Annotated in this window: 23 protein-coding genes; 5 read left to right on the top strand and 18 right to left on the bottom strand. The window is 42.3% G+C overall.

All coding sequences use genetic code 11. The features are described from left to right. Window positions 1-4 precede the first annotated feature (4 nt). The 18 genes from CI595_RS25045 to CI595_RS26195 all read right to left on the bottom strand — a co-directional run bounded on the left by CI595_RS25045 (window position 5) and on the right by CI595_RS26195 (window position 12,355). The gene (locus tag CI595_RS25045) at window positions 5-187 is read right to left on the bottom strand and encodes a hypothetical protein (RefSeq protein WP_095176329.1); all 183 of its coding nucleotides are present in this window, start codon (window positions 185-187) and stop codon (window positions 5-7) included. Further along, window positions 187-1,902, bottom strand: coding sequence for a phage minor capsid protein (locus CI595_RS25040; RefSeq protein ID WP_095176328.1), 1,716 nt, complete (start codon window positions 1,900-1,902; stop codon window positions 187-189). The genes CI595_RS25045 and CI595_RS25040 overlap by 1 nt, the downstream gene beginning before the upstream one ends. Further along, window positions 1,883-2,113: a hypothetical protein gene (locus CI595_RS25035; RefSeq protein WP_095176327.1), complete on the bottom strand. Its 231-nt coding sequence runs from the start codon at window positions 2,111-2,113 to the stop codon at window positions 1,883-1,885. The genes CI595_RS25040 and CI595_RS25035 overlap by 20 nt, the downstream gene beginning before the upstream one ends. After that, window positions 2,049-3,629 carry a phage portal protein gene (locus CI595_RS25030; protein WP_243135253.1) on the bottom strand — a complete coding sequence of 527 codons (1,581 nt, stop codon included), beginning with the start codon at window positions 3,627-3,629 and terminating at the stop codon, window positions 2,049-2,051. The genes CI595_RS25035 and CI595_RS25030 overlap by 65 nt, the downstream gene beginning before the upstream one ends. Window positions 3,630-3,634: 5 nt before the next feature. After that, window positions 3,635-5,062: a phage terminase large subunit gene (gene terL, locus CI595_RS25025; protein ID WP_095176326.1), complete on the bottom strand. Its 1,428-nt coding sequence runs from the start codon at window positions 5,060-5,062 to the stop codon at window positions 3,635-3,637. Next, window positions 5,040-5,444, bottom strand: coding sequence for a transposase (locus CI595_RS25020; protein WP_095176325.1), 405 nt, complete (start codon window positions 5,442-5,444; stop codon window positions 5,040-5,042). Before CI595_RS25020 ends, terL begins: the two co-directional genes overlap by 23 nt. Before the next feature lie 125 nt (window positions 5,445-5,569). Continuing rightward, window positions 5,570-6,136: a hypothetical protein gene (locus CI595_RS25015; RefSeq protein WP_095176324.1), complete on the bottom strand. Its 567-nt coding sequence runs from the start codon at window positions 6,134-6,136 to the stop codon at window positions 5,570-5,572. A 10-nt stretch (window positions 6,137-6,146) separates the two neighbouring features. Next, a complete protein-coding gene (locus CI595_RS25010; RefSeq protein ID WP_095176323.1) occupies window positions 6,147-7,055 on the bottom strand; it encodes a DUF6731 family protein in 909 nt (302 codons plus the stop codon). A 537-nt stretch (window positions 7,056-7,592) separates the two neighbouring features. Beyond that, window positions 7,593-8,009 carry a sigma factor-like helix-turn-helix DNA-binding protein gene (locus CI595_RS25005; RefSeq protein ID WP_095176322.1) on the bottom strand — a complete coding sequence of 139 codons (417 nt, stop codon included), beginning with the start codon at window positions 8,007-8,009 and terminating at the stop codon, window positions 7,593-7,595. Between the two features lie 18 nt (window positions 8,010-8,027). Next, window positions 8,028-8,873, bottom strand: coding sequence for an ATP-binding protein (locus CI595_RS25000; RefSeq protein ID WP_243135252.1), 846 nt, complete (start codon window positions 8,871-8,873; stop codon window positions 8,028-8,030). Continuing rightward, complete coding sequence (locus tag CI595_RS26465) at window positions 8,770-9,594, bottom strand: replisome organizer (RefSeq protein ID WP_187144062.1); 825 nt, start codon at window positions 9,592-9,594, stop codon at window positions 8,770-8,772. Before CI595_RS26465 ends, CI595_RS25000 begins: the two co-directional genes overlap by 104 nt. Then, window positions 9,587-9,982 (bottom strand): RusA family crossover junction endodeoxyribonuclease, encoded by a 396-nt coding sequence (locus tag CI595_RS24990; RefSeq protein ID WP_095176320.1) that lies wholly within the window; start codon window positions 9,980-9,982, stop codon window positions 9,587-9,589. Before CI595_RS24990 ends, CI595_RS26465 begins: the two co-directional genes overlap by 8 nt. Next, the gene (locus CI595_RS24985) at window positions 9,936-10,313 is read right to left on the bottom strand and encodes a hypothetical protein (protein ID WP_095176319.1); all 378 of its coding nucleotides are present in this window, start codon (window positions 10,311-10,313) and stop codon (window positions 9,936-9,938) included. Before CI595_RS24985 ends, CI595_RS24990 begins: the two co-directional genes overlap by 47 nt. A gap of 43 nt (window positions 10,314-10,356) precedes the next feature. Beyond that, window positions 10,357-11,040 (bottom strand): putative HNHc nuclease, encoded by a 684-nt coding sequence (locus CI595_RS24980; protein ID WP_095176318.1) that lies wholly within the window; start codon window positions 11,038-11,040, stop codon window positions 10,357-10,359. Beyond that, window positions 11,041-11,664 (bottom strand): Sak single strand annealing protein, encoded by a 624-nt coding sequence (locus CI595_RS24975; protein ID WP_095176317.1) that lies wholly within the window; start codon window positions 11,662-11,664, stop codon window positions 11,041-11,043. 12 nt (window positions 11,665-11,676) lie between these two features. Then, window positions 11,677-11,916 (bottom strand): hypothetical protein, encoded by a 240-nt coding sequence (locus tag CI595_RS24970; RefSeq protein WP_095176316.1) that lies wholly within the window; start codon window positions 11,914-11,916, stop codon window positions 11,677-11,679. Between the two features lie 49 nt (window positions 11,917-11,965). Next, window positions 11,966-12,178, bottom strand: a complete 213-nt coding sequence (locus tag CI595_RS24965) for a hypothetical protein (protein WP_095176315.1) — start codon at window positions 12,176-12,178, stop codon at window positions 11,966-11,968. A 27-nt stretch (window positions 12,179-12,205) separates the two neighbouring features. After that, window positions 12,206-12,355, bottom strand: a complete 150-nt coding sequence (locus CI595_RS26195) for a hypothetical protein (RefSeq protein ID WP_156087485.1) — start codon at window positions 12,353-12,355, stop codon at window positions 12,206-12,208. A gap of 610 nt (window positions 12,356-12,965) precedes the next feature. Here CI595_RS26195 and CI595_RS24955 point away from each other — a divergent pair. The 5 genes from CI595_RS24955 to CI595_RS24935 all read left to right on the top strand — a co-directional run bounded on the left by CI595_RS24955 (window position 12,966) and on the right by CI595_RS24935 (window position 17,898). Continuing rightward, the gene (locus CI595_RS24955) at window positions 12,966-13,292 is read left to right on the top strand and encodes a helix-turn-helix domain-containing protein (protein WP_095176313.1); all 327 of its coding nucleotides are present in this window, start codon (window positions 12,966-12,968) and stop codon (window positions 13,290-13,292) included. 254 nt (window positions 13,293-13,546) lie between these two features. Further along, window positions 13,547-13,969, top strand: a complete 423-nt coding sequence (locus CI595_RS24950; RefSeq protein ID WP_095176312.1) for a hypothetical protein — start codon at window positions 13,547-13,549, stop codon at window positions 13,967-13,969. Window positions 13,970-14,054: 85 nt separating this feature from the next. Next, window positions 14,055-14,894: a toxin regulator gene (locus tag CI595_RS24945; RefSeq protein ID WP_095176311.1), complete on the top strand. Its 840-nt coding sequence runs from the start codon at window positions 14,055-14,057 to the stop codon at window positions 14,892-14,894. A gap of 40 nt (window positions 14,895-14,934) precedes the next feature. Further along, window positions 14,935-15,618, top strand: coding sequence for an Ltp family lipoprotein (locus CI595_RS24940; RefSeq protein WP_095176310.1), 684 nt, complete (start codon window positions 14,935-14,937; stop codon window positions 15,616-15,618). An 840-nt stretch (window positions 15,619-16,458) separates the two neighbouring features. Further along, window positions 16,459-17,898 carry a recombinase family protein gene (locus CI595_RS24935; protein WP_095176309.1) on the top strand — a complete coding sequence of 480 codons (1,440 nt, stop codon included), beginning with the start codon at window positions 16,459-16,461 and terminating at the stop codon, window positions 17,896-17,898. Window positions 17,899-18,137 lie beyond the last annotated feature (239 nt).

The following is an 18,137-nucleotide window of genomic DNA, read 5'->3' as shown; positions in this document are numbered from 1 at the left end:
GGTATCACTTGACTACTTCCGGTAACTCTTTATGCTGCTCTATAGCCTTTTTAATATCTCTGACATAATCCTCATAATCCTGCTGTCCATACTCCAATTCAATATATTCATCCGGATCACCTTGGAACATTTCATAATACTGATCATACAAAGTTTCTAATTCAGGTGTCATACCACCATACCACATTATTTTATCATCTCCTTCAAAATACGAAGCACTTCTACTGTTGTCTCCGGAAAAAGCACTTCTGCAAACTCCAGAACTTTTTCATTGTCTTGGAATATCATTCTCCCATATTGAGCCCATGTCTCACGTTCAAGACTTTTCTCTTTTTTCCAATATGACTCCTCATGCCGATATCCCAAACTTATTTTTCCAGCAGACATTCCGTTTAAGATATCAGATATTCCACGGTACTCTTCCTTTAATTTCAAGCCACGTCTCCCCATCTCAAATGCTTCTGAATATTTAGAGTATAGCATATCCTTGATAGAGTTTCCATGCTTCTCAGAAGCTTTCATCAAACGCTTATAATCATTTCGGATCTGTTCTTCCAATGCACCATTGTCAATAATCCCATAAGTTTTATCTATTTCATGAAATAATTCATGCGCTATGGTTTCAGCTGTTGCACTCTGTGATACATAAATAGTGCAGTTATTTAAATCAAAATAGGAATTTTTGCGTTGTGATTTTCCAAATCTTGTACGCTTAAATGCTTGTTCAAATAATATTTTGGCATCCACGTTACTGATAACGTCAACTTTTTCTTTAAATTCTTGTAATACATCTGTATTTTCATAATATAAAATATCCTTCAGTCTCAGCAACCAATTCTTTTTATCTTCCCATATTTTGGCTTTGTCCCTGTAACTTTCCTGATTATCACTATCCAGGGAAAATCTCGCCATTCTCCTATACTTTTCCTCCTGTCTTGCAGCATGCTGTTTTCTGTTTTCCAGTCTGCTCTGCTCCTCAATCTCCGACAGCTCCTTTTGAGAAAATCTGTCACCCGGCAAGGTGCTGATACCGGAAAAATAGGTAGTATGGCCATCCTTACAGCGGGGATGGTACAATCCAGCCGATATAGCCTTACTCAAAAGTGGATAATTTCCATCTGCTTTACTCCCACCACTCCAGACATCATCTATAAACACCTTGCCTACAAAAGGCAGACATTTTGGACAGGAATTCCCACGTTTATTCATAATGACCAGATGCAGGCCCCATTCCTGGCGCTTCTGTCCCTCTCCCTGCAGGTAAGCCCGCTTGCCGGCTGTCCTGACTGCCATATCAACATAGTCAGATAATGTATGTCTGGTGCCATTGGCATACTCCACACAATTTAGTCCTGCAGACAGCATATCCTTTGCAGCCATATCTATTATAGTCTCATAAGTGCCCGTTTTGGTATTAGCATAAACCTGAACGTCACTGATGATCTTACGATACTGATCATTAACACGTCTCAGGACTGCATTTTCAGCCTTCTCTATATCTATCCTGGAAGTTTTAATAAGGACATTCAACTTTTGGTCATTGATTTTAGATAACGCTTCCTTTGTTTCTCTACTGACTTTTTTGGCAAGATAACCTTTTTTAATAACCTCCAGTATCTCTTTTTCCTGGTCCATACTGCCCTGCTGATTAGCTGTATAGATAAAGGATTCTATTTCCTTATTAATGTCTTTAAACTGTTTTTTTAATCGTTTTCGGTTCTCTTTCTTATATTTTTCCAGGAGTCTCAGCTGCAATGCCTGCCATTGTTCCCAGTTTATTTTTTCCACGCGATCACTAACTCGATTATGCTTCATATTGCAAATCACAGTGGACATTAATTCTTCCTCTATTTTCCGGAAGGTCTTACCGATATGGTATTCATCATTTATGTACTCTGGCATTCGCCATCACCTTGAATCCTTGGGCTTTAAACTGCCCTATCATTGCTTTAAGCTGCGTTGTACTGTCACAATGGTCATTCCTAAGTTCCGCATAGTCATCCTTTTCCAGGGCGTACACCCCCAGTGCTACCTGCTCACTGGCTATCTCAAGCAGTCCCTGGTACTCCTTCCGGGTCATCCGGTATGTTCTCTGTCCCACTTTTACTTTCATCTTCCATACCCCCTATTCTGAATCCATCTAGTTCCTGGTTTACACCTGGTTCTACTTCCTCTGCAATTCCCAGCTCGGCTTTAATCCTTTTTACTTCCTTCTGCTTCCAGTCTTCATCTTTGTCATCTCCATAAAGTTCATCCACAGCAGCATCCACAGACATGATCTGTCCTGCCCTGGCCTTGCTGATTGTCTCTATCTGGCTCTCAAAGCTTGGATTCGCATAATCCCCAAAATCAGCCGTAGCCTCAACTGATGTGACCGGTTTATTGTAGAACTCATTGTAAGCCTTGATAGCCGTCTCTACCAGTAGCGGGATATCCACCTGCAGCGCATTGATGATCGTATCCCTGGTATATAAAGTTGCTTTTTCCTTCTCACGCTGTGCCTCAGCATTGTCCAGCTTCTTCATGTCAATTCCCAGCGTACTAGGGGAAATGAGCCCCTGCAGACATAGATCAAGAGCTGTCACATAGGATGCCAGGTAACTGTCATGGGGTATATTGGGCTGCACAATATCAATGACTCCTCCCTCATTCTCCGAAAATCCACCACTTATCTTTATGAAACTGTCATCAAATGCGTTAGATTTTAATAACGCTCCACCATTCGGATCTTTTGGTATTAGGTCTTCCGGCATATATACTTTTGCCCTGCCTTTGCGCAAAGCATCCATCCACTGGCTCCAGGTCTCGTCAAAAGCGTCAAAAGAGTCAATCTTTTTGTCAAAGACACTCTGTCCTCTCTCATCCCATTTACCCGATTCATAGAATTGGATAGGAACAGCCATCATGTAATGTTCCCCCGGCTTTTCAGTACCGAAAGCCACATTTACAAGATTGGCCGTCTGCGGGATTGCATGTAAATCTACCACTTCATTGTCCTTATATAGCTCATAAGTGATATATCCATATCCATAATATTCATACAAGACATATTGTACATTTTCTTGCTGATAAACTGTCTTAAATACAATTTCACGGATCCTGCCTCGTTCTGTTACCAGTTCAATACGGTCACCCGGATAAAATTCAATGATTGGATACTGGCTTAATGCTGTATCAAAGGATATCTTAAAAGCACCATCGCCAATATACAGTGTTTCCTTGACTGCCTTCTCTAATTTCTTCCGAAATTTGTTGTCTGCTTCAATTGCTTCCCAAAGTTCCAGATCAGCACTGCTCTTTTCAATCTGGATTTTTAAATCAGTAAGGGAGATTCCAGCCAGGGTATCAACGATCAGAGCCGGGAGCCCGGTATGTATTTTACGCATTTCCTGTCCCGGACTGCTCTTACTGGCCCAAAACTTATATCTGTCAACCCCCGTATTGATCTGACAATAGAGCTGTTGCAGTTCATTGCTGTCTCCCCGATACCAAATGCGGTTTTTTATTGCATTCGCCTCATAATCCAGAGTCTCATTAATCATTATCATGGCAGGGTTTGCATCCTGGATATTCAGCCATCCCCGGATCCCCCGTTTCATACCTTCACTCATTTTCTTTATCAGCCCCACTTTCATCACGCTCCCAACTTATACATTGTCTCCGCAACGCCCGTAGTACAGTCAGGGGCGTCATCGTGTTTATTTTCACCGTCCCGCTGGTAACGGACCATTGATTTATAGTATTCCGGCCATTTATACATCCAATTGGCAGGATAAATGACATGCTCCATTATCCAGGTTGCATTGGATAATATTCTGGCTTTCTTATTCTTGGACTGATGAAACCATTTAATCACTGTCTTGAAGTTCAGCAGCTTTTCCTCTGATATCCGCTTTACGTTCCTCGCAAATCCTGAACCTCCGTTATTACTCTCTATCCTTGAACGGTTCACTTCAAATTCCTTGAAACGTTTTGCGGTCTCCGGTTCCGTTATCTCCATGCCCTCTTGCGTATAATAGACATCCAGCACATAAGCTTCCCGCATATACACCCCCCATATGATGGTACATAGGTAATCTACTCCCTCATCCGCTGTGTCTGTATAGCTGTATATACCCTCAAACAGGCTGTTATCCTGTTCATCCACTGGCAAACGGTCATATGTCTTAAAATTAGTATACAGACGGCCTTTCAAGTCGATGGGTTCCTGTTGGTAGTTGGCAGAAGCAATATCTTCACCCATCTCAGAAATGATGTCCTCATACTCTGCTTTCGTCATTATTTCATCACAGAGCATAGAACCGTCATCCTGTACGGCCTTATAGGTGATCAGATGACACTTATCGGCTTTCTTTTCCAACATACGTCCTACCAGGTCGTCTGAGGCCCAACGTGTCATGATGAGGATCTGTCTTCTTGGACGTTCCATACGTTGTACCAGGGTGTTGTTATACCACTCCCAGTGTTTATCTTTTACCAGCTCGTTTGCGGCCTCTTCATTATTTTTAATGATGTCATCTACAATGATAAAATTTGCTCCAATACCGGTTGAAGTACCGCCAGGGGATGTAGCCAGATAATTCTTTTCTTCTGAACCCTTCAAGCTCCAGAACCCTTTTGCGGCATCGCCTTGCTTGATAGTCGTATCAGGAAAAATGTCAGAAAAATATTTCTGTTTTATATTCTCATTCTCCATAAGGACGCCATCTCTGGTTTGCTGTGCGAACAATCCAGACAATATCTGATTATAAGAACCGGTGATGATCTTTGTCCTGTGGTCTTGTCCAAATATCCAAAGCACAAACAGCCTTGCCGTAAATGTCTTTCCATGTCTGGGGGGCATGTTTATAATTAAAATCTGTTTATTAATGTCACCATCATAAAAAGACTGCAGTGTTATACACAGGTCCTTTAAATATGAACGGCTTTCTTTATAAAATTCCGGATAAAGAAGTCGACAAAAAGACCAGAAATCTCTTCTGGCCTTCTTAACCGCAAGGGCTTCCTGCAGCTTTAAGTATTCGATCCTATCCTGCCTGTTAAGAGCTGTTGATTTTTTCATACTTCTTTGTGAGCTCTATCAGCTCCTCCTCTGTCATGTTCTCATATTGGTTTTGGACATTAATACCGCCGCTGTGCTCTAAGTCCTGTTTGTCCCTCCACTTATCCGGTCTGCGGTTCTTTAGCCAAAATATCTGTGCTGTTGTGTGTCCATTGAGAGCGTTATTTAACAATGCATTTTCGACCTGATAATCCACTACCTCTTTTCCTCTTTTTAAGGCCTCTGATATCTCTTTGTGTTCGTTCTTCCACCGATATAATGTAGAAGCCGCTATTCCCATGTTTTCGGCAATCTGTACATCTATCAGCCCATCCCTGGCCCAGCCTTTCAGTAACAGCAAGCCTTCTGGCGTTAGCCAATATTCGTATTTTCCTTTTGCCATTTGACTCACCTCTTTTATACATAAAAAGAGACGGGGTCATCCGCCTCTTACACTTATAGTTGTTTCTATATACCGTATAGACCAAAAATCTATCTAAACTAAAACATTTACAATCTGCATATATGCTATTTTGAATGTCTATCCTCTAATTCTGAATAATCTTCATTTTTATCTTCTTTATCTTCTTTTATACCAGGCTGATGGAATATTAGCTCTACAACAATTTTTATTAGGCGGTAAGTAGATAATGCAAAATATAGCAGAATGAAAATCCAGAAATATTTTACAACTACATCAATTGTCAGATTTTCTCCTAATATCTTAATAGAAATTATTTCATATAATGATTTTTGAAAGAATATTCCTATACATGCTATCAATAAAAGAAACCCTGATTTGTATACCGACATAAAATACTTCTTTAGAAGATTCAGCAAATTTTTATCACCAAAAACTTCTCTTAAAATCTCATTTTCAGATTGTGTAAAAATCAGTCCAACTAATACACCAACAAAACCGATCAAAATTGACGCTGCAACAAGTACCGCATTAACTGCAGCCATAATATCATCTCTTAACGTAAATGTTGATGATTGTATAATACAAAATACAGTAAAAATACTACTAAAAAAAAGAGGATAGTATTTTTCCATAATTAACTTAATCCTATTATTTCTATCCTCTTTCTTCATAGCTATTCTCCTATCTTTCTAATAATTCTAATACTTGTTTCTTGGTTTTATTATATTTTTTATGCATTTCATCAATTATATCCTCAAAATTTATTGACTCTAATTTTTCCATCTTTATAGTTATAAAATCATGGCTGCGTTTTGAAAATATATCAATCACCTCCACTGGCTCTAGTTCCGATGGTTTAATATTTAACTCAGCAGTATCAACAAGTCCTTCGTTATCTAATATCAATCCAACTGTTTCTTTTATAGTTTCCTGATCCAGGCTTCCTTTGCTTCTTCCTCTACCCAGAGACAATGTTAACGTTGCCGAATTTGCTTTGAATTTATTGAAGTTTTCAATAAACTGACCAAAAGAGCTATTTTTATTTCCATGTACGACTCTTGTCGGAATATTAGCAAAACGTATTGTGATTTTTTTATAATCTTTTGCAGTATTTAATTTATCATTTATATCTACAGCTCTGATTGGGCGTAAAGCGATCATATTACTATTATAACAATTAAAATAATTCAAATATAATTCCAGCCCTGAAGAACTTAAACTATCGCGGTTTCTTTGTAGTACCAGTATATGATTATCAACATCATATATACATGATACCTCTTCGCCTATATATTCATCATCCAGCAATTTTATGGGCTCAGTTTCGCTCGTTTCTGACGCCTTAGACGGGATACCCGTCTGACGCAGACGCACAAAATTTAAATACCAATAATTATCTATTTTGTTGTATTTTATTTTATCAAGTCGTGCTCCATCTTGATAATACTCTTTTTTTCTTCTTTCCAAAGGCAGGTCATCAAGTTTATTAATGATTTTCCTTAGGTCAAACAATCTATCCTGACCCGATTCGTTGGATTCAACCACTTGATAATATTCAATTCTCACTTTTTTTATGTAAGTTCCAGCCATTATTTATCCTCCAATACACTAAATATATTTCCATTTTATACTAATATAGTATATATTTCAACAAAACATAAATCAGATGTATTGAAGTTATAAACATAATAGAACATATGTTCTATTATGTCAATTAGTAAAAATAACCGAAAAAGTGCTCAACCGAAGATGAGCACTTTTCATAAAAAATAATTTTGTCTGTCTTTCGACAAAACGGAGTCAACCTGGATTTCAAAAGCAGTTCTATTATCTGCTTTTGATGGTCGCTCCACATATACACTGCTGTTTATCAGGCACAGCTACTGCCTTGATTGTTATCCCAGATCTGGGACAAGCAGCTTAAAGTTTATACACCGCAAACTTACCTTGCCCTGCAGAGATTTCCCTAACAGGCACATCCCGCAAAGGTTACCGGAAAATCAGCTGCCAGGCCATGACACCTGGCAGCCAAATTAACAAAGAGGAGGATATTCAACATCCGATTGAGCCGTTTGCTTTCGCCCACTGGCTCTATTATAATTATATCATTAATTTTTGCTAATTGTGCTAATCTTTCAAATATTGGCTAATGATCTGCGGAATCCTTCCCCTGCTATATCCAAGATCATCCGCTATTTCCCGTTGCTTCTTTCCTTCAATATATGTCATTTCAAAGATTTGCCTTGCATTACTGTCCGGAATATCAGCAATAAACTCTTCTATTTTTAGAACCGCTATTTTAATCTGTTCCTGTCTGATCTTCTTTATGTTCAGTCTTCTGGAAATCTCGTCCGCTTCTTTTGGTTCCTCCATTTGTACAGTAGTCCGGACTTTCGTGTAAGGGAAATTATGACTAGAACCCACTACTTTTCCCAAAACTGTTGGAATTTGTTCCGCACGATCATACAATCTTTCTATTGCCTGCTCATTCAACTTCTGTTCTTTTAGCAACGCTCTGTACTGCTTCAATGTTTTTTTGTCCACCGATAGAGCCTCCCTCTGTCATCTATAGCCATGCATCACTTTTCTCATCATATACTGCATATTGCCCTCCGCCATATGTTCCCTTACTGACTCTTCCGGGAAGTCGATCAGATAGCTGCGCTCCTTGATCCGGTTGGTGATACGATCATCATACTTTAAAGTTCCGAGTGATTCATTGCTGGTAAAGATCGTCACCTTCCGGCTGACATACCTGCTGTTGAGGATATGGTAGAACTGGTCCGCCACCCATTCTGTGACCTTCTCTGTCCCGAAGTCATCCAGGACAAGCACCTCTACCATCTTGAGGGCGTCCAGGACCTGGCTCTGGGTATATTCAGACTCTTTATCAAAGGTCCTTCTGATCTCCGCCAGTATCTCTGTGGACACCGCGAACCTCACCTGGGCATCATGGGCCTCCATGAGCTCATTTGCTATGCTGGCAGCCATCCGCGTCTTTCCAGACCCCTTTGTCCCCGAATACAGGTACAATCCCATGCCCCTCTCCTCTGCCTCACGGAACATCCCCAGGTATTCCTTCACCATCCGGCAGGCCGCCAGAGCTTTTTTCTTTTGCTCCGGTACCCGGTACACGTCCACCCGGAAGGTACCCAGCCTCATCTCCCGGAACGCTTCCGGTATGTCCGCAAAGCGCAGCCTGCGCTCCATGAGATTCTTTTTCCTGCACCTGCACGGGGCGGCTGCCAATACCCCGCCCTCCTCAGAGAGCACCCATTCCATCCCCCCGCATACGGGGCAGGTTTCAGAATCCTGTGGTATCTTCCGGGTCATACCCTGCTTCGATGAGTTGCTGGATATATCCCTTCTCTGCCGTTCTATCTCCCCGAGCTTCTCTTCCAGTGTCATATGTGCTTCCTCCTCCCTGTCTTGACCAGCCTTTATCCTGCTCCTTTGACAGCCAGCCATTCACGAACCTAAGGATCCCCCTCTTGGTCTTTCGCCTACTTGTGTTGCTGTCGAGCCAGGATCTCATCTTGCGGAGCTCCTGCATCACATCCACAGCAGGAAACAACTCCATCCACTCAGCTATCTGGTCCTCAAATATCCAATACTCTGTTTTATCGTTTAAGATAAGACTGACGGCCTTCTTCCGGTCCGGTGCCGTTTCCGGCTCCGGGCATACAGTCTTTTCTATCCTTTTCTTATCTATACTATCCTTACCTATACTTACCTGGGTTACACACTGGCTGCCATCTGGTATACCAGCCTGGATACCATCGGTTTTTTCCAGTGTATAGGAGCCGTTTTTCTTGACACCCAGCATGGCATATTCATCCTGGTACACCGTAGGGGTATAACGGTCTTTCCTCAGGTAATTGTTCATCCTCCAGTGCTTAATGACAAGGATCCCGCCTTCAAACCCTATGACAAAGCGCTTCATCAGGAGCAGCCTCACGTCATCGTCTGAAGCCCCCACGAGCCGCTGTATCTTCCGGGCGTTGTTCAAAAAGCCGTCATCATCCGCCCTCATGGACAGATGGAAGTATAAGGCCTGGGTGGATAACGGCATATCCAGGAATGCATCGGAGTCAATGATCACCTTTGAGAACATCCTCCTCTCAGCCATCTCTGTCTCCTTCCTCCACCAGGGCCACCTCTATCCTCGGGTTGTGCCTGTCCACATAGAACACATCGGTGAACCCCCTGATATGCCGCCACCCGTCATTTTCCAGGATCCGGCAGCTGACCAGTGCGTCCTGGATGAACTTGTGGGCCACAGCCGCGATGTTATCCAGATCCCGGCGCCGGTCCGGCTCATAGAAGGCATAATGGATCGTGACAGGGGCTTTTACCCGGGCATGCCCCAGGTCTTTCCGGATGGCTTCCGATACAATAGCCTGGCACCCCTGCTTCATGTCATTGCCGCAGCTGTGCCCCCGCCGGAAACTCCGCTCCGCCTTCAGGTATTCATTCAGCCCCGGCAGCCTCCCTTTTATCACGAATCTGTGCTGCATACCCTGCCTCCCTTCTCCGGTTCTCAAAGGCCATGTCCATCATGTGGTTCTTTATGATGATGTCATGTACCCGGGAATCCTCCATTTTCCTGTATTCCCTGTATTCCAGTTCATCTACGGGGTCCCCCGGCACCGGCCGGTAATAGCCCCCGGTTCCCGGTATGATGCAGTCCCCGTTCTTGTTCGCATGGTTGATCATCCGGCGCAGGCTCCTGTCGACCCTGTCCATGTCCATGCATTTGATATTTGGCCGGCGCACGGCGTTCCTGTGCCCGTCCCCTATCCTTTTATAATAAGATCCCGCCATATTTCTTGTTTCCTCTGTTGTCATAGTCCTCCTTCCTCTCCCCTGCAGAACAGGGGAGGATCATGGCTTACAATAAAGTGAATTGTGATATATCATTCAGCGCTCCCAGCATTGGCGAACGCGGATCCGCCGGTATTACAATACCGTATACATGGTACATCTGTTCAAACGCTTTGGTGCCCTTTTGATGTGCTGCCATGTGGTGTTTCCGGCACAGGCATATCTTCCGGCTGCATCTGTCATCTGCAGACTTCCGGTCCCGCCCCATCCCTATGGCATCTACATGGTGTATCTCTCCATCCCGCCCGCAAACGGCACATTTCCTATGCTTGATACAGGCATAAAGATAAGCGCCCATGTCCTCCGCCCTCTCTATCCCCGGCTCTGAAAGAGGGATCCCGTTCTCTATGGCATGATCCAGGATAGTGTTCAGGAACCCTCTTGCGGTGTCCATCGAACATCCGGACAGGCTGAAATACGCCTCTCCGGTCCGTATGATATGCAGGTATTTCAGCCATTCCTTCTCCTCTTCCGGAAGATAGCCTGTAAAGTCTGCGATATCCCGGATGGTCGCATAAGCTTTCCGCCTCTGCGCTGCAGTGATGTGCCGTCCGTCATCCAGACGCAGCTCTGCCCCTTTTATCCTCTTGTGCCGCAGCATATCTCCCAGCTGTCTGTCAGGTATATGGATGAGCAGGTCAGTACCTGTTGGGTCTTCCCGGTATCCCCTGATCTGTATTTCCGTGTTCATTTATTCATCCCCATACTTATTCTTGATCGCTTTCATCATATAGGCTGCCTGCTCCCTGGTCAGCGTGTCCCAGGTCACTTTATTGCGTTCCAGCCAGGCTTCCAGCTTTAAGTTCGGATGGTTGTCCCCTAAAAGCCTTATCTGTTTTATCTGGGCATCCGTGGCTCTGTCACTGTCTGTTGTCGGGATGGCATTCTCGAATTTATTGAACTCCTCCTTCAGCCACAGGTTGAAGCCCAGGCCTGTATGTATGGCTACACATTTCACAAAGGAACGGCACATGCTGTTCCACACCCGCTGCTGTGACATGGAATTGTCCTTTACAGGATTGGTACCGTTCATGACCGGGGACTGCATCCGGTATGTATTATCATCTATCACTACCTCGATCAATGTCTCGTAGCACCTGTTCGTTACCCCATTCTTGTCCGAAAATACGGTATCGGTCATCCTCAGGCTGCTGCCCGTCTTAGGGTCCGGTACCGGGATCCAGTATACTTTCTCTGCACCGTTCTCATGAAGAAGTTCGATGCACTTGGCCCAGTTCAGGTATAGTTTCCCCTCCCTGTCCTCGCAGTAAGGGCGGACGTCTATCTTCCGCATCTCTTCATATGCTTTCAACATCTCTTTTATCCCCTATAAGTTCTCTGTCCAAAAATACAGGTTATCCGAATCCCGGTCATATGTGATCCTGTCCAGGAAATCGTCCTTCGGATTATCCCCGTCGATCACTTTTACCCCACTGCTGTAGAGCATAGTCAGCAGCTTATTTATGATCCCGCAGATCTCCACATGGTTCTTGTCCGATGTGAGTAAAGCGATGATATCGGCGCTGGTGTCACAGTCAGCGTCTATTCCGTAATTTACGTTCTGCATACTTGACATTTCCTCCTTACACCATCTATAATAGAGTTATTATAATTTTTCATTGCCCCTGTTTGCTTGCCGGCGTCAGGGACTTTTGCTTTTTACAAACTCTTAACTGCCAATCTCGTGCCGTTTCCAGTAAAGAAATTAAAATCATAAATATAACCATGTAGCAAAACAAAGCTTCAAAGGCACTGTATGGCTTCCAAAATCCTGATAAAATGGCCAACGCAGTACCAAAAGCAGCATCCCGGATTGTATTATAATGCATATTGCTTGTCCCTCCTCTTTACCGCCCTCAGGCGGTTCCTTTCCTTTCGTACTTCAGACCAGCCATTGCCAGGTCTATTTTTTCTGTAACGATCTCCCGGATTTTTTCTTCTGTCAGCTGGTCTGCCGTATAGTATTTCCCGTCTATACGGAAACGGGGCACCACTTCTATTTTCATGACACCACCTCTCTGATTATGATACGTGGGTATGCTTGTCTGGGTTCCTTGCTGCCATCTCATCGGCTACGCTTAACCATGTTCTGATAGATACCACCCGGTAGGTTTGCTGTAATCATTACAAAAACAGCGGTCAATTTCTACCTTACCTTCTTCTCATATTCCCATTGACTCAAACATATATTCGTAGTATATTTATTATATCGAACATAAGTTCGTATTATTGGCGTTTAAACAGATACTCCATATCATATTTTGGAAAAAATACTTTATGGATTTTAGAAGCATCATCGAAATAAAAACCCTTTTTTGTCACTCCATTAACAGTGTCGCTAACAGTTTGGTATCTGCAATCCAATAATTCTCCCATTTGAGCAAAAGTTACTTTTTCAGTTTTCATTGCCTCGAGAAGATTTAAATACATAAATTTTCACACCTCCATTTTAATTCGTAATTCCGAATTTAATAATTGAATTATATTCTTTATTCAGTATTTTGTCAATATAAAACATACCCTATTACGAATTTATTCGGTTTAACGAATATTTATCATTTACACAATCCCATTTTTCGTATATAATATAACTATACAGAAATGAGGTGAAAATACGTGGAAAAAGCTAAAATACTTGAACAGTTAATCAAAGCGCAGGGGTATAGTTTAAAGGCTTTTGCTGAAAAGTGTGGAATCCCCTATACCACTTTATATGGAATCTTAAAAAAAGGTGTGGGGCGTGCAAGTGTTGATAACGTTATACAAATATGTCAGAATCTTGGCATTACTGTTGAAGAGCTTGAAGAAATGGCTACTGGTGAGAAGCAAAAATGTGAACCGTCCTATGACGATGTGGAACGCCTCATTGCAAGAAATGGAAAGCAGATGTCAAAAGAGCAGAAATTACGTCTGATACAACTTTTGTCCGAAATAGTAGAATGATTCAGGAGGACAAAATGAGAAAAATTACATCAAAAAATCTTGGAAGTATGTAAAGAATGCAGTATTAAAAATTATATCCTCTGTTCCGGGGAATGTCAGACGATACATTTTCAGATAAAATTCTAAAAGTCGTATTATGCAATGATAAAATATGCCCGCAGAGGATACACTTCTCTCTAATGCATGAACTGGGTCATTTCATATTAAGGCATATTGCTTTGGTATCTTAGTAAATTATTTCAAAGGAGGTTATCATGAAAAGCCAATGTAAGATTATTGCAATTGTGGAGTTGATTTTAGGCGTTATAGGCAGCTTTATCCTGGCCAAAAGCGCAGGGATCAATGTCTATGCAGGGGGGCGAAACTGGACCACGACCATTTTTACTTTTTTAATAGGTGTCGTAGTTTCCTATGTATTTTTTGTTGTTCTTTATTCAATTTCAGAAATAATGGACAATCAAGAATACATAATGAAGCAGTTGGAAAAGCAGCAAGAAAATCCAGACGCCTCTTCACCCGCCCCACCTACAAAGATTTCTCGTTCCAACAGTTCTGCATCCCTGTTAGGAGAGACCAAGTCAGGACCTACAGACGAAGAAGGATGGTTGTGTCCTAAATGCGGCAGATTAAATCAAAATAGTGCTTCTGTATGTAGCTGCGGAAAGCATAGATTTTAAAGCTCAAAAAAACATGTACCTATGTCTACTCGTTTAATCCGCTTCGGCGTATTAATAAATATTATAATGTACTGGGGGAAAACTTATGAAGAAAAAGATGGCAGCACTATTACTTGCAATGTCAATGTCCTTGACATTCACATCATGTGGAATCAGTGAAGCTGATTATAACTCAGCTAAAGAGAAAAACAGCACACTGGAATCTCAATTAGAGGATTCAAAAGATGAACTTGAAAAATCAAAATCTGACCTTATTGCATTGCAGTCTGATTATGACTCATTAAAATCAGATTTTGATAAGTACAAGGAGAAAATGAAGCCATTTGAAGAAATGGAAGCGGCCGAAGCTGAACAGAAAAAGGCTGAAGCTGAAGCAGTTCAAAAGGAAACACAAAATCAAACTGCCGCTAATGATGCCGTAAATAAAATATGGGACTTTGCTAATGGTACACTGGTATCCGGAGCTACTAGAGAACTATATAATGACGCCTTAGCCAAGGTTAATGCTTTAACTGATGAAACCAAAAAAAATGAACTTATGCAGGCAGTTCAAGCAGCTGATGCCTCATTATCCGCGCAGGAACAGGCCGCTGCTGAGGAGGAGGCACAAGGTTACGAAACCGGTATCTCGTATGACCAGTTAGCCAGAACTCCTGATGATTATCTTTCAAAAAAAGTCAAATTTTCAGGTAAAGTAATTCAAGTTATGGAAGGTGATACCAGTACCCAGATCCGCCTAGCGGTCAACGATGATTATGATACCGTTCTACTTGCAGAATATTCAAAAAGCATAGTTTCCTCCAGGATATTAGAAGATGACCATATAACAATATATGGAACTTCTGTTGGTACAATCAGCTATAAATCAACTTTAGGAGGAACCATTACCATCCCTGGAGTATATGTTGACAAAATTGACCAATGATCCCGTTTTATTAACAGTATAAATTAAGGAGGAAATCTTTATGGCTAAAGAAGGAAAAAAGAAAGGGAGCTGTCTTAAAACATTACTTATAATCGTCCTTGCATTCGTAGTAATAGGAGGAATCGGTTCCGCAATTGGCGGTGACAAAGACAAGGCCCAAAATACAACCAAGAAAACTGCAGCATCAACGGAAAAGACTGAAGAACAAGATAAATCCACTGAACCCAAAGAAGAACAGTCTGCTCCAGATAATTCCGAAGATGATCAGGTCCCCAAGGAATACAAATCTGCACTTAATAAAGCAAACAGCTATAGCGAAACCATGCATATGTCCAAAGCAGGGCTTTATAACCAGCTTACATCTGAGTATGGTGAACAGTTTTCTGCAGAAGCAGCTCAGTATGCGATCGACAATGTGCAGGCTGACTGGAATTCAAACGCATTGGAAAAAGCAAAAGATTACAGCGATACAATGTATATGTCTAAAATAGGAATTTATAACCAGCTTATTTCTGAATACGGAGAACAATTTACTGCCGAAGAAGCTCAATATGCGATAGATCATGTGGAAGCTGATTGGAATGCAAACGCGTTAAAAAAGGCCAAGGATTATCAAGATACAATGGATATGTCCCCAGAAGCAATTCGTGACCAGCTTGTTTCCGAATATGGTGAACAATTTACTGCCGAAGAAGCCGAATACGCCATAGCAAATCTTAGTTAATACATAATTACATAAAACCAGCCTCTGCTCTAACAGGCAGAGGCTGAATCAAAATAATATATTTACCCAGGCCGCCGGGGGACGTGCACCCACCCGTTCTGAGTTCTGCAAAAGGGGTGGTGCTTATGACTACTTATGAGGAATTTATGGTCATCTTTACCGCTGGCATTTTGCTGGCAGCAATTCTGACTTATGTGCATAGAAAATAGCCGTCCTGCGCTGGAATGCGTTTAAAAATTGCTTTCGGCAAGCTGTGCGTCACAGTTTATGCTTATTGAGTTCTGCTATTTTTTAGCTCAAAACTTCGCCGGGACGGGTGACATGCACTCATCTTTCGGCTGTAAAACCGCCACAGGGATGGCACCTTGGCAACAATATATTTACCCAGGGAACCGAAGAGGGTGCATACACCAGCTGCCAATTCTTTACGGAAAGGAGCTGGTCGCGAATGGTTACATATGACGAATTATTCACTTTTGTAACAATGCTTTGTGCGGTCGTTACTCTTGTTGTTACTCTTACACAACACAAAAAGTAGCGCCCTCGTCCTGGTAAGATAAGGCGCTACTTTTAGCAAATTACTCTACCGGCAGCTGGACATCACCCAGCTTTCGGTTCTCTTGTTAAGTATATTATAGCAAAATATGCTGAAATGTCAAATAGAAAAAACGCCCCAGTGCTACCAACACCAGGGCGACCGATACATCCGGAGATGCATACATATTACATAAGCAATAATATTGTATCATCTCCGGAGCAGCCATGCAAGCGGAACAAAAGTTCGCTGGCTGTTATTTTTGTACCCCAAAATCAATATGATATATAAGAGGTGATAAAATAATGTCCGAAAATGATACAAAACAACTGCAGACCGGCGCCCTCTACATCCGCGTCAGTACCGCAGATCAGGCAGAACTGTCCCCGGACGCGCAGAAACGTCTCCTTCTGGATTATGCTAAAAAGAACAACATTATCATATCCAATGATTTTATATACATGGAAAGTGTTTCCGGCCGCCGAGCCCAGAAGAGGCCAGAGTTTCAGAAGATGATTGCCACTGCCAAACAGGAAAGCCACCCCATTGACGTCATTTTAGTATGGAAATACAGCCGTTTTGCCAGAAACCAGGAAGAATCCATTGTCTACAAAAGTATGCTGAAAAAGGATGGTGTAGAGGTTATCAGTGTTTCCGAGCCGCTCATAGATGGCCCATTCGGAACACTCATAGAAAGGATCATTGAATGGATGGATGAATACTATTCCATCCGTTTATCCGGCGAAGTTCTCCGTGGTATGAAGGAAAAAGCCTTAAAGAATGGATATCAGGCCACTCCATGCCTTGGATATGACGCCGTGGGAAGCGGACAGCCATTCGTCATTAACGAAGAAGAATACCGAATCATAGATTACATTATGGATCAGTACGACCATTACAATGTTGACGCCACGGCAATCGCCAGAAAATGCAATGACCTGGGATATCGGACCAAGAGAGGAAATCCCTTTGAACGAAGGAACATTGACTTTATTTTAAGAAACCCTTTTTATACCGGGACTGTGGTCTGGAATGGGACGGAATTTGAAGGTGCCCACGAAGCACGTCTCTCAAAAGAACGCTATGAAGAGCGCATCAGGCTCATGAACGCCCGCAAACGCCCTGCAAAGCACCGAAATGTATCTACCTGCAAGCATTGGCTGTCCGGTCTGCTAAAGTGCTCTATTTGCGGTTCTACCCTCTCCTACACCGGCAATCAGACCTGTCCCTACTTTCAGTGCTGGAAATATGCCAAAGGATTCCATAATACATCTGTCAGTCTTTCTGTGAAGAAAGCAGAAGAGGCTGTATTAGAATATTTTAAAAAGATACTGGACGGCGCAGATTTTTCTTATGTATACAAAGGGGAGGCTCCCTCTGAAAAGGACATTTCCCAAATAGAATCCCTGCAGCAAGAGCTGGAACACATTGCTGTGAAAGAGCAGCGCGTCCGTGCCGCTTATGAAAATGAAATTGACACTCTGGAGGAATACCGTGAAAACCGCCGGCGGCTGAGCATACAAAGAGAAGAATTGTCAAATGAAATATACCGGCTGGAATCTCAGCAAAACAATATTGAACCCTCACCACAAGACGTATTAAAAGAAATCCAAACTGTTTACGATATCATTCAGAATTCGGATATCACCTACGAGACAAAGGGTATGTTTATCCGTACAGTGCTAGATCAAATTATCTACGACAAGGAATCCGGCTGCCTGTATTTTGATATCATCATTTCCTAGACAATTGCATACTATCCAAATCTTCATATTTCCGTAATACTTTATTTGTCAAAAAGCCTGAAATCCCGCTGTTTATGCGGGCTTCAGGCACAATTATAGGTTACTGCACTCCGGTGGACCGGAGTGTAATAACCTATTATATAGATTTATATAGATAAACATATAAGTCCGGCATATGACCCGGCGCCGGGCTGGTGGTTCCTATTTAGATTCTCTGTTCTCTGGCAGTATAATCAGAA

The sequence above is a fragment of the Blautia hominis genome, assembly GCA_002270465.1.
Lineage (GTDB): Bacteria > Bacillota > Clostridia > Lachnospirales > Lachnospiraceae > Blautia > Blautia hominis.
The sequence above is the reverse complement of the archived record's forward strand: the minus strand, read 5'-3'. Positions and strand labels throughout refer to the sequence as shown.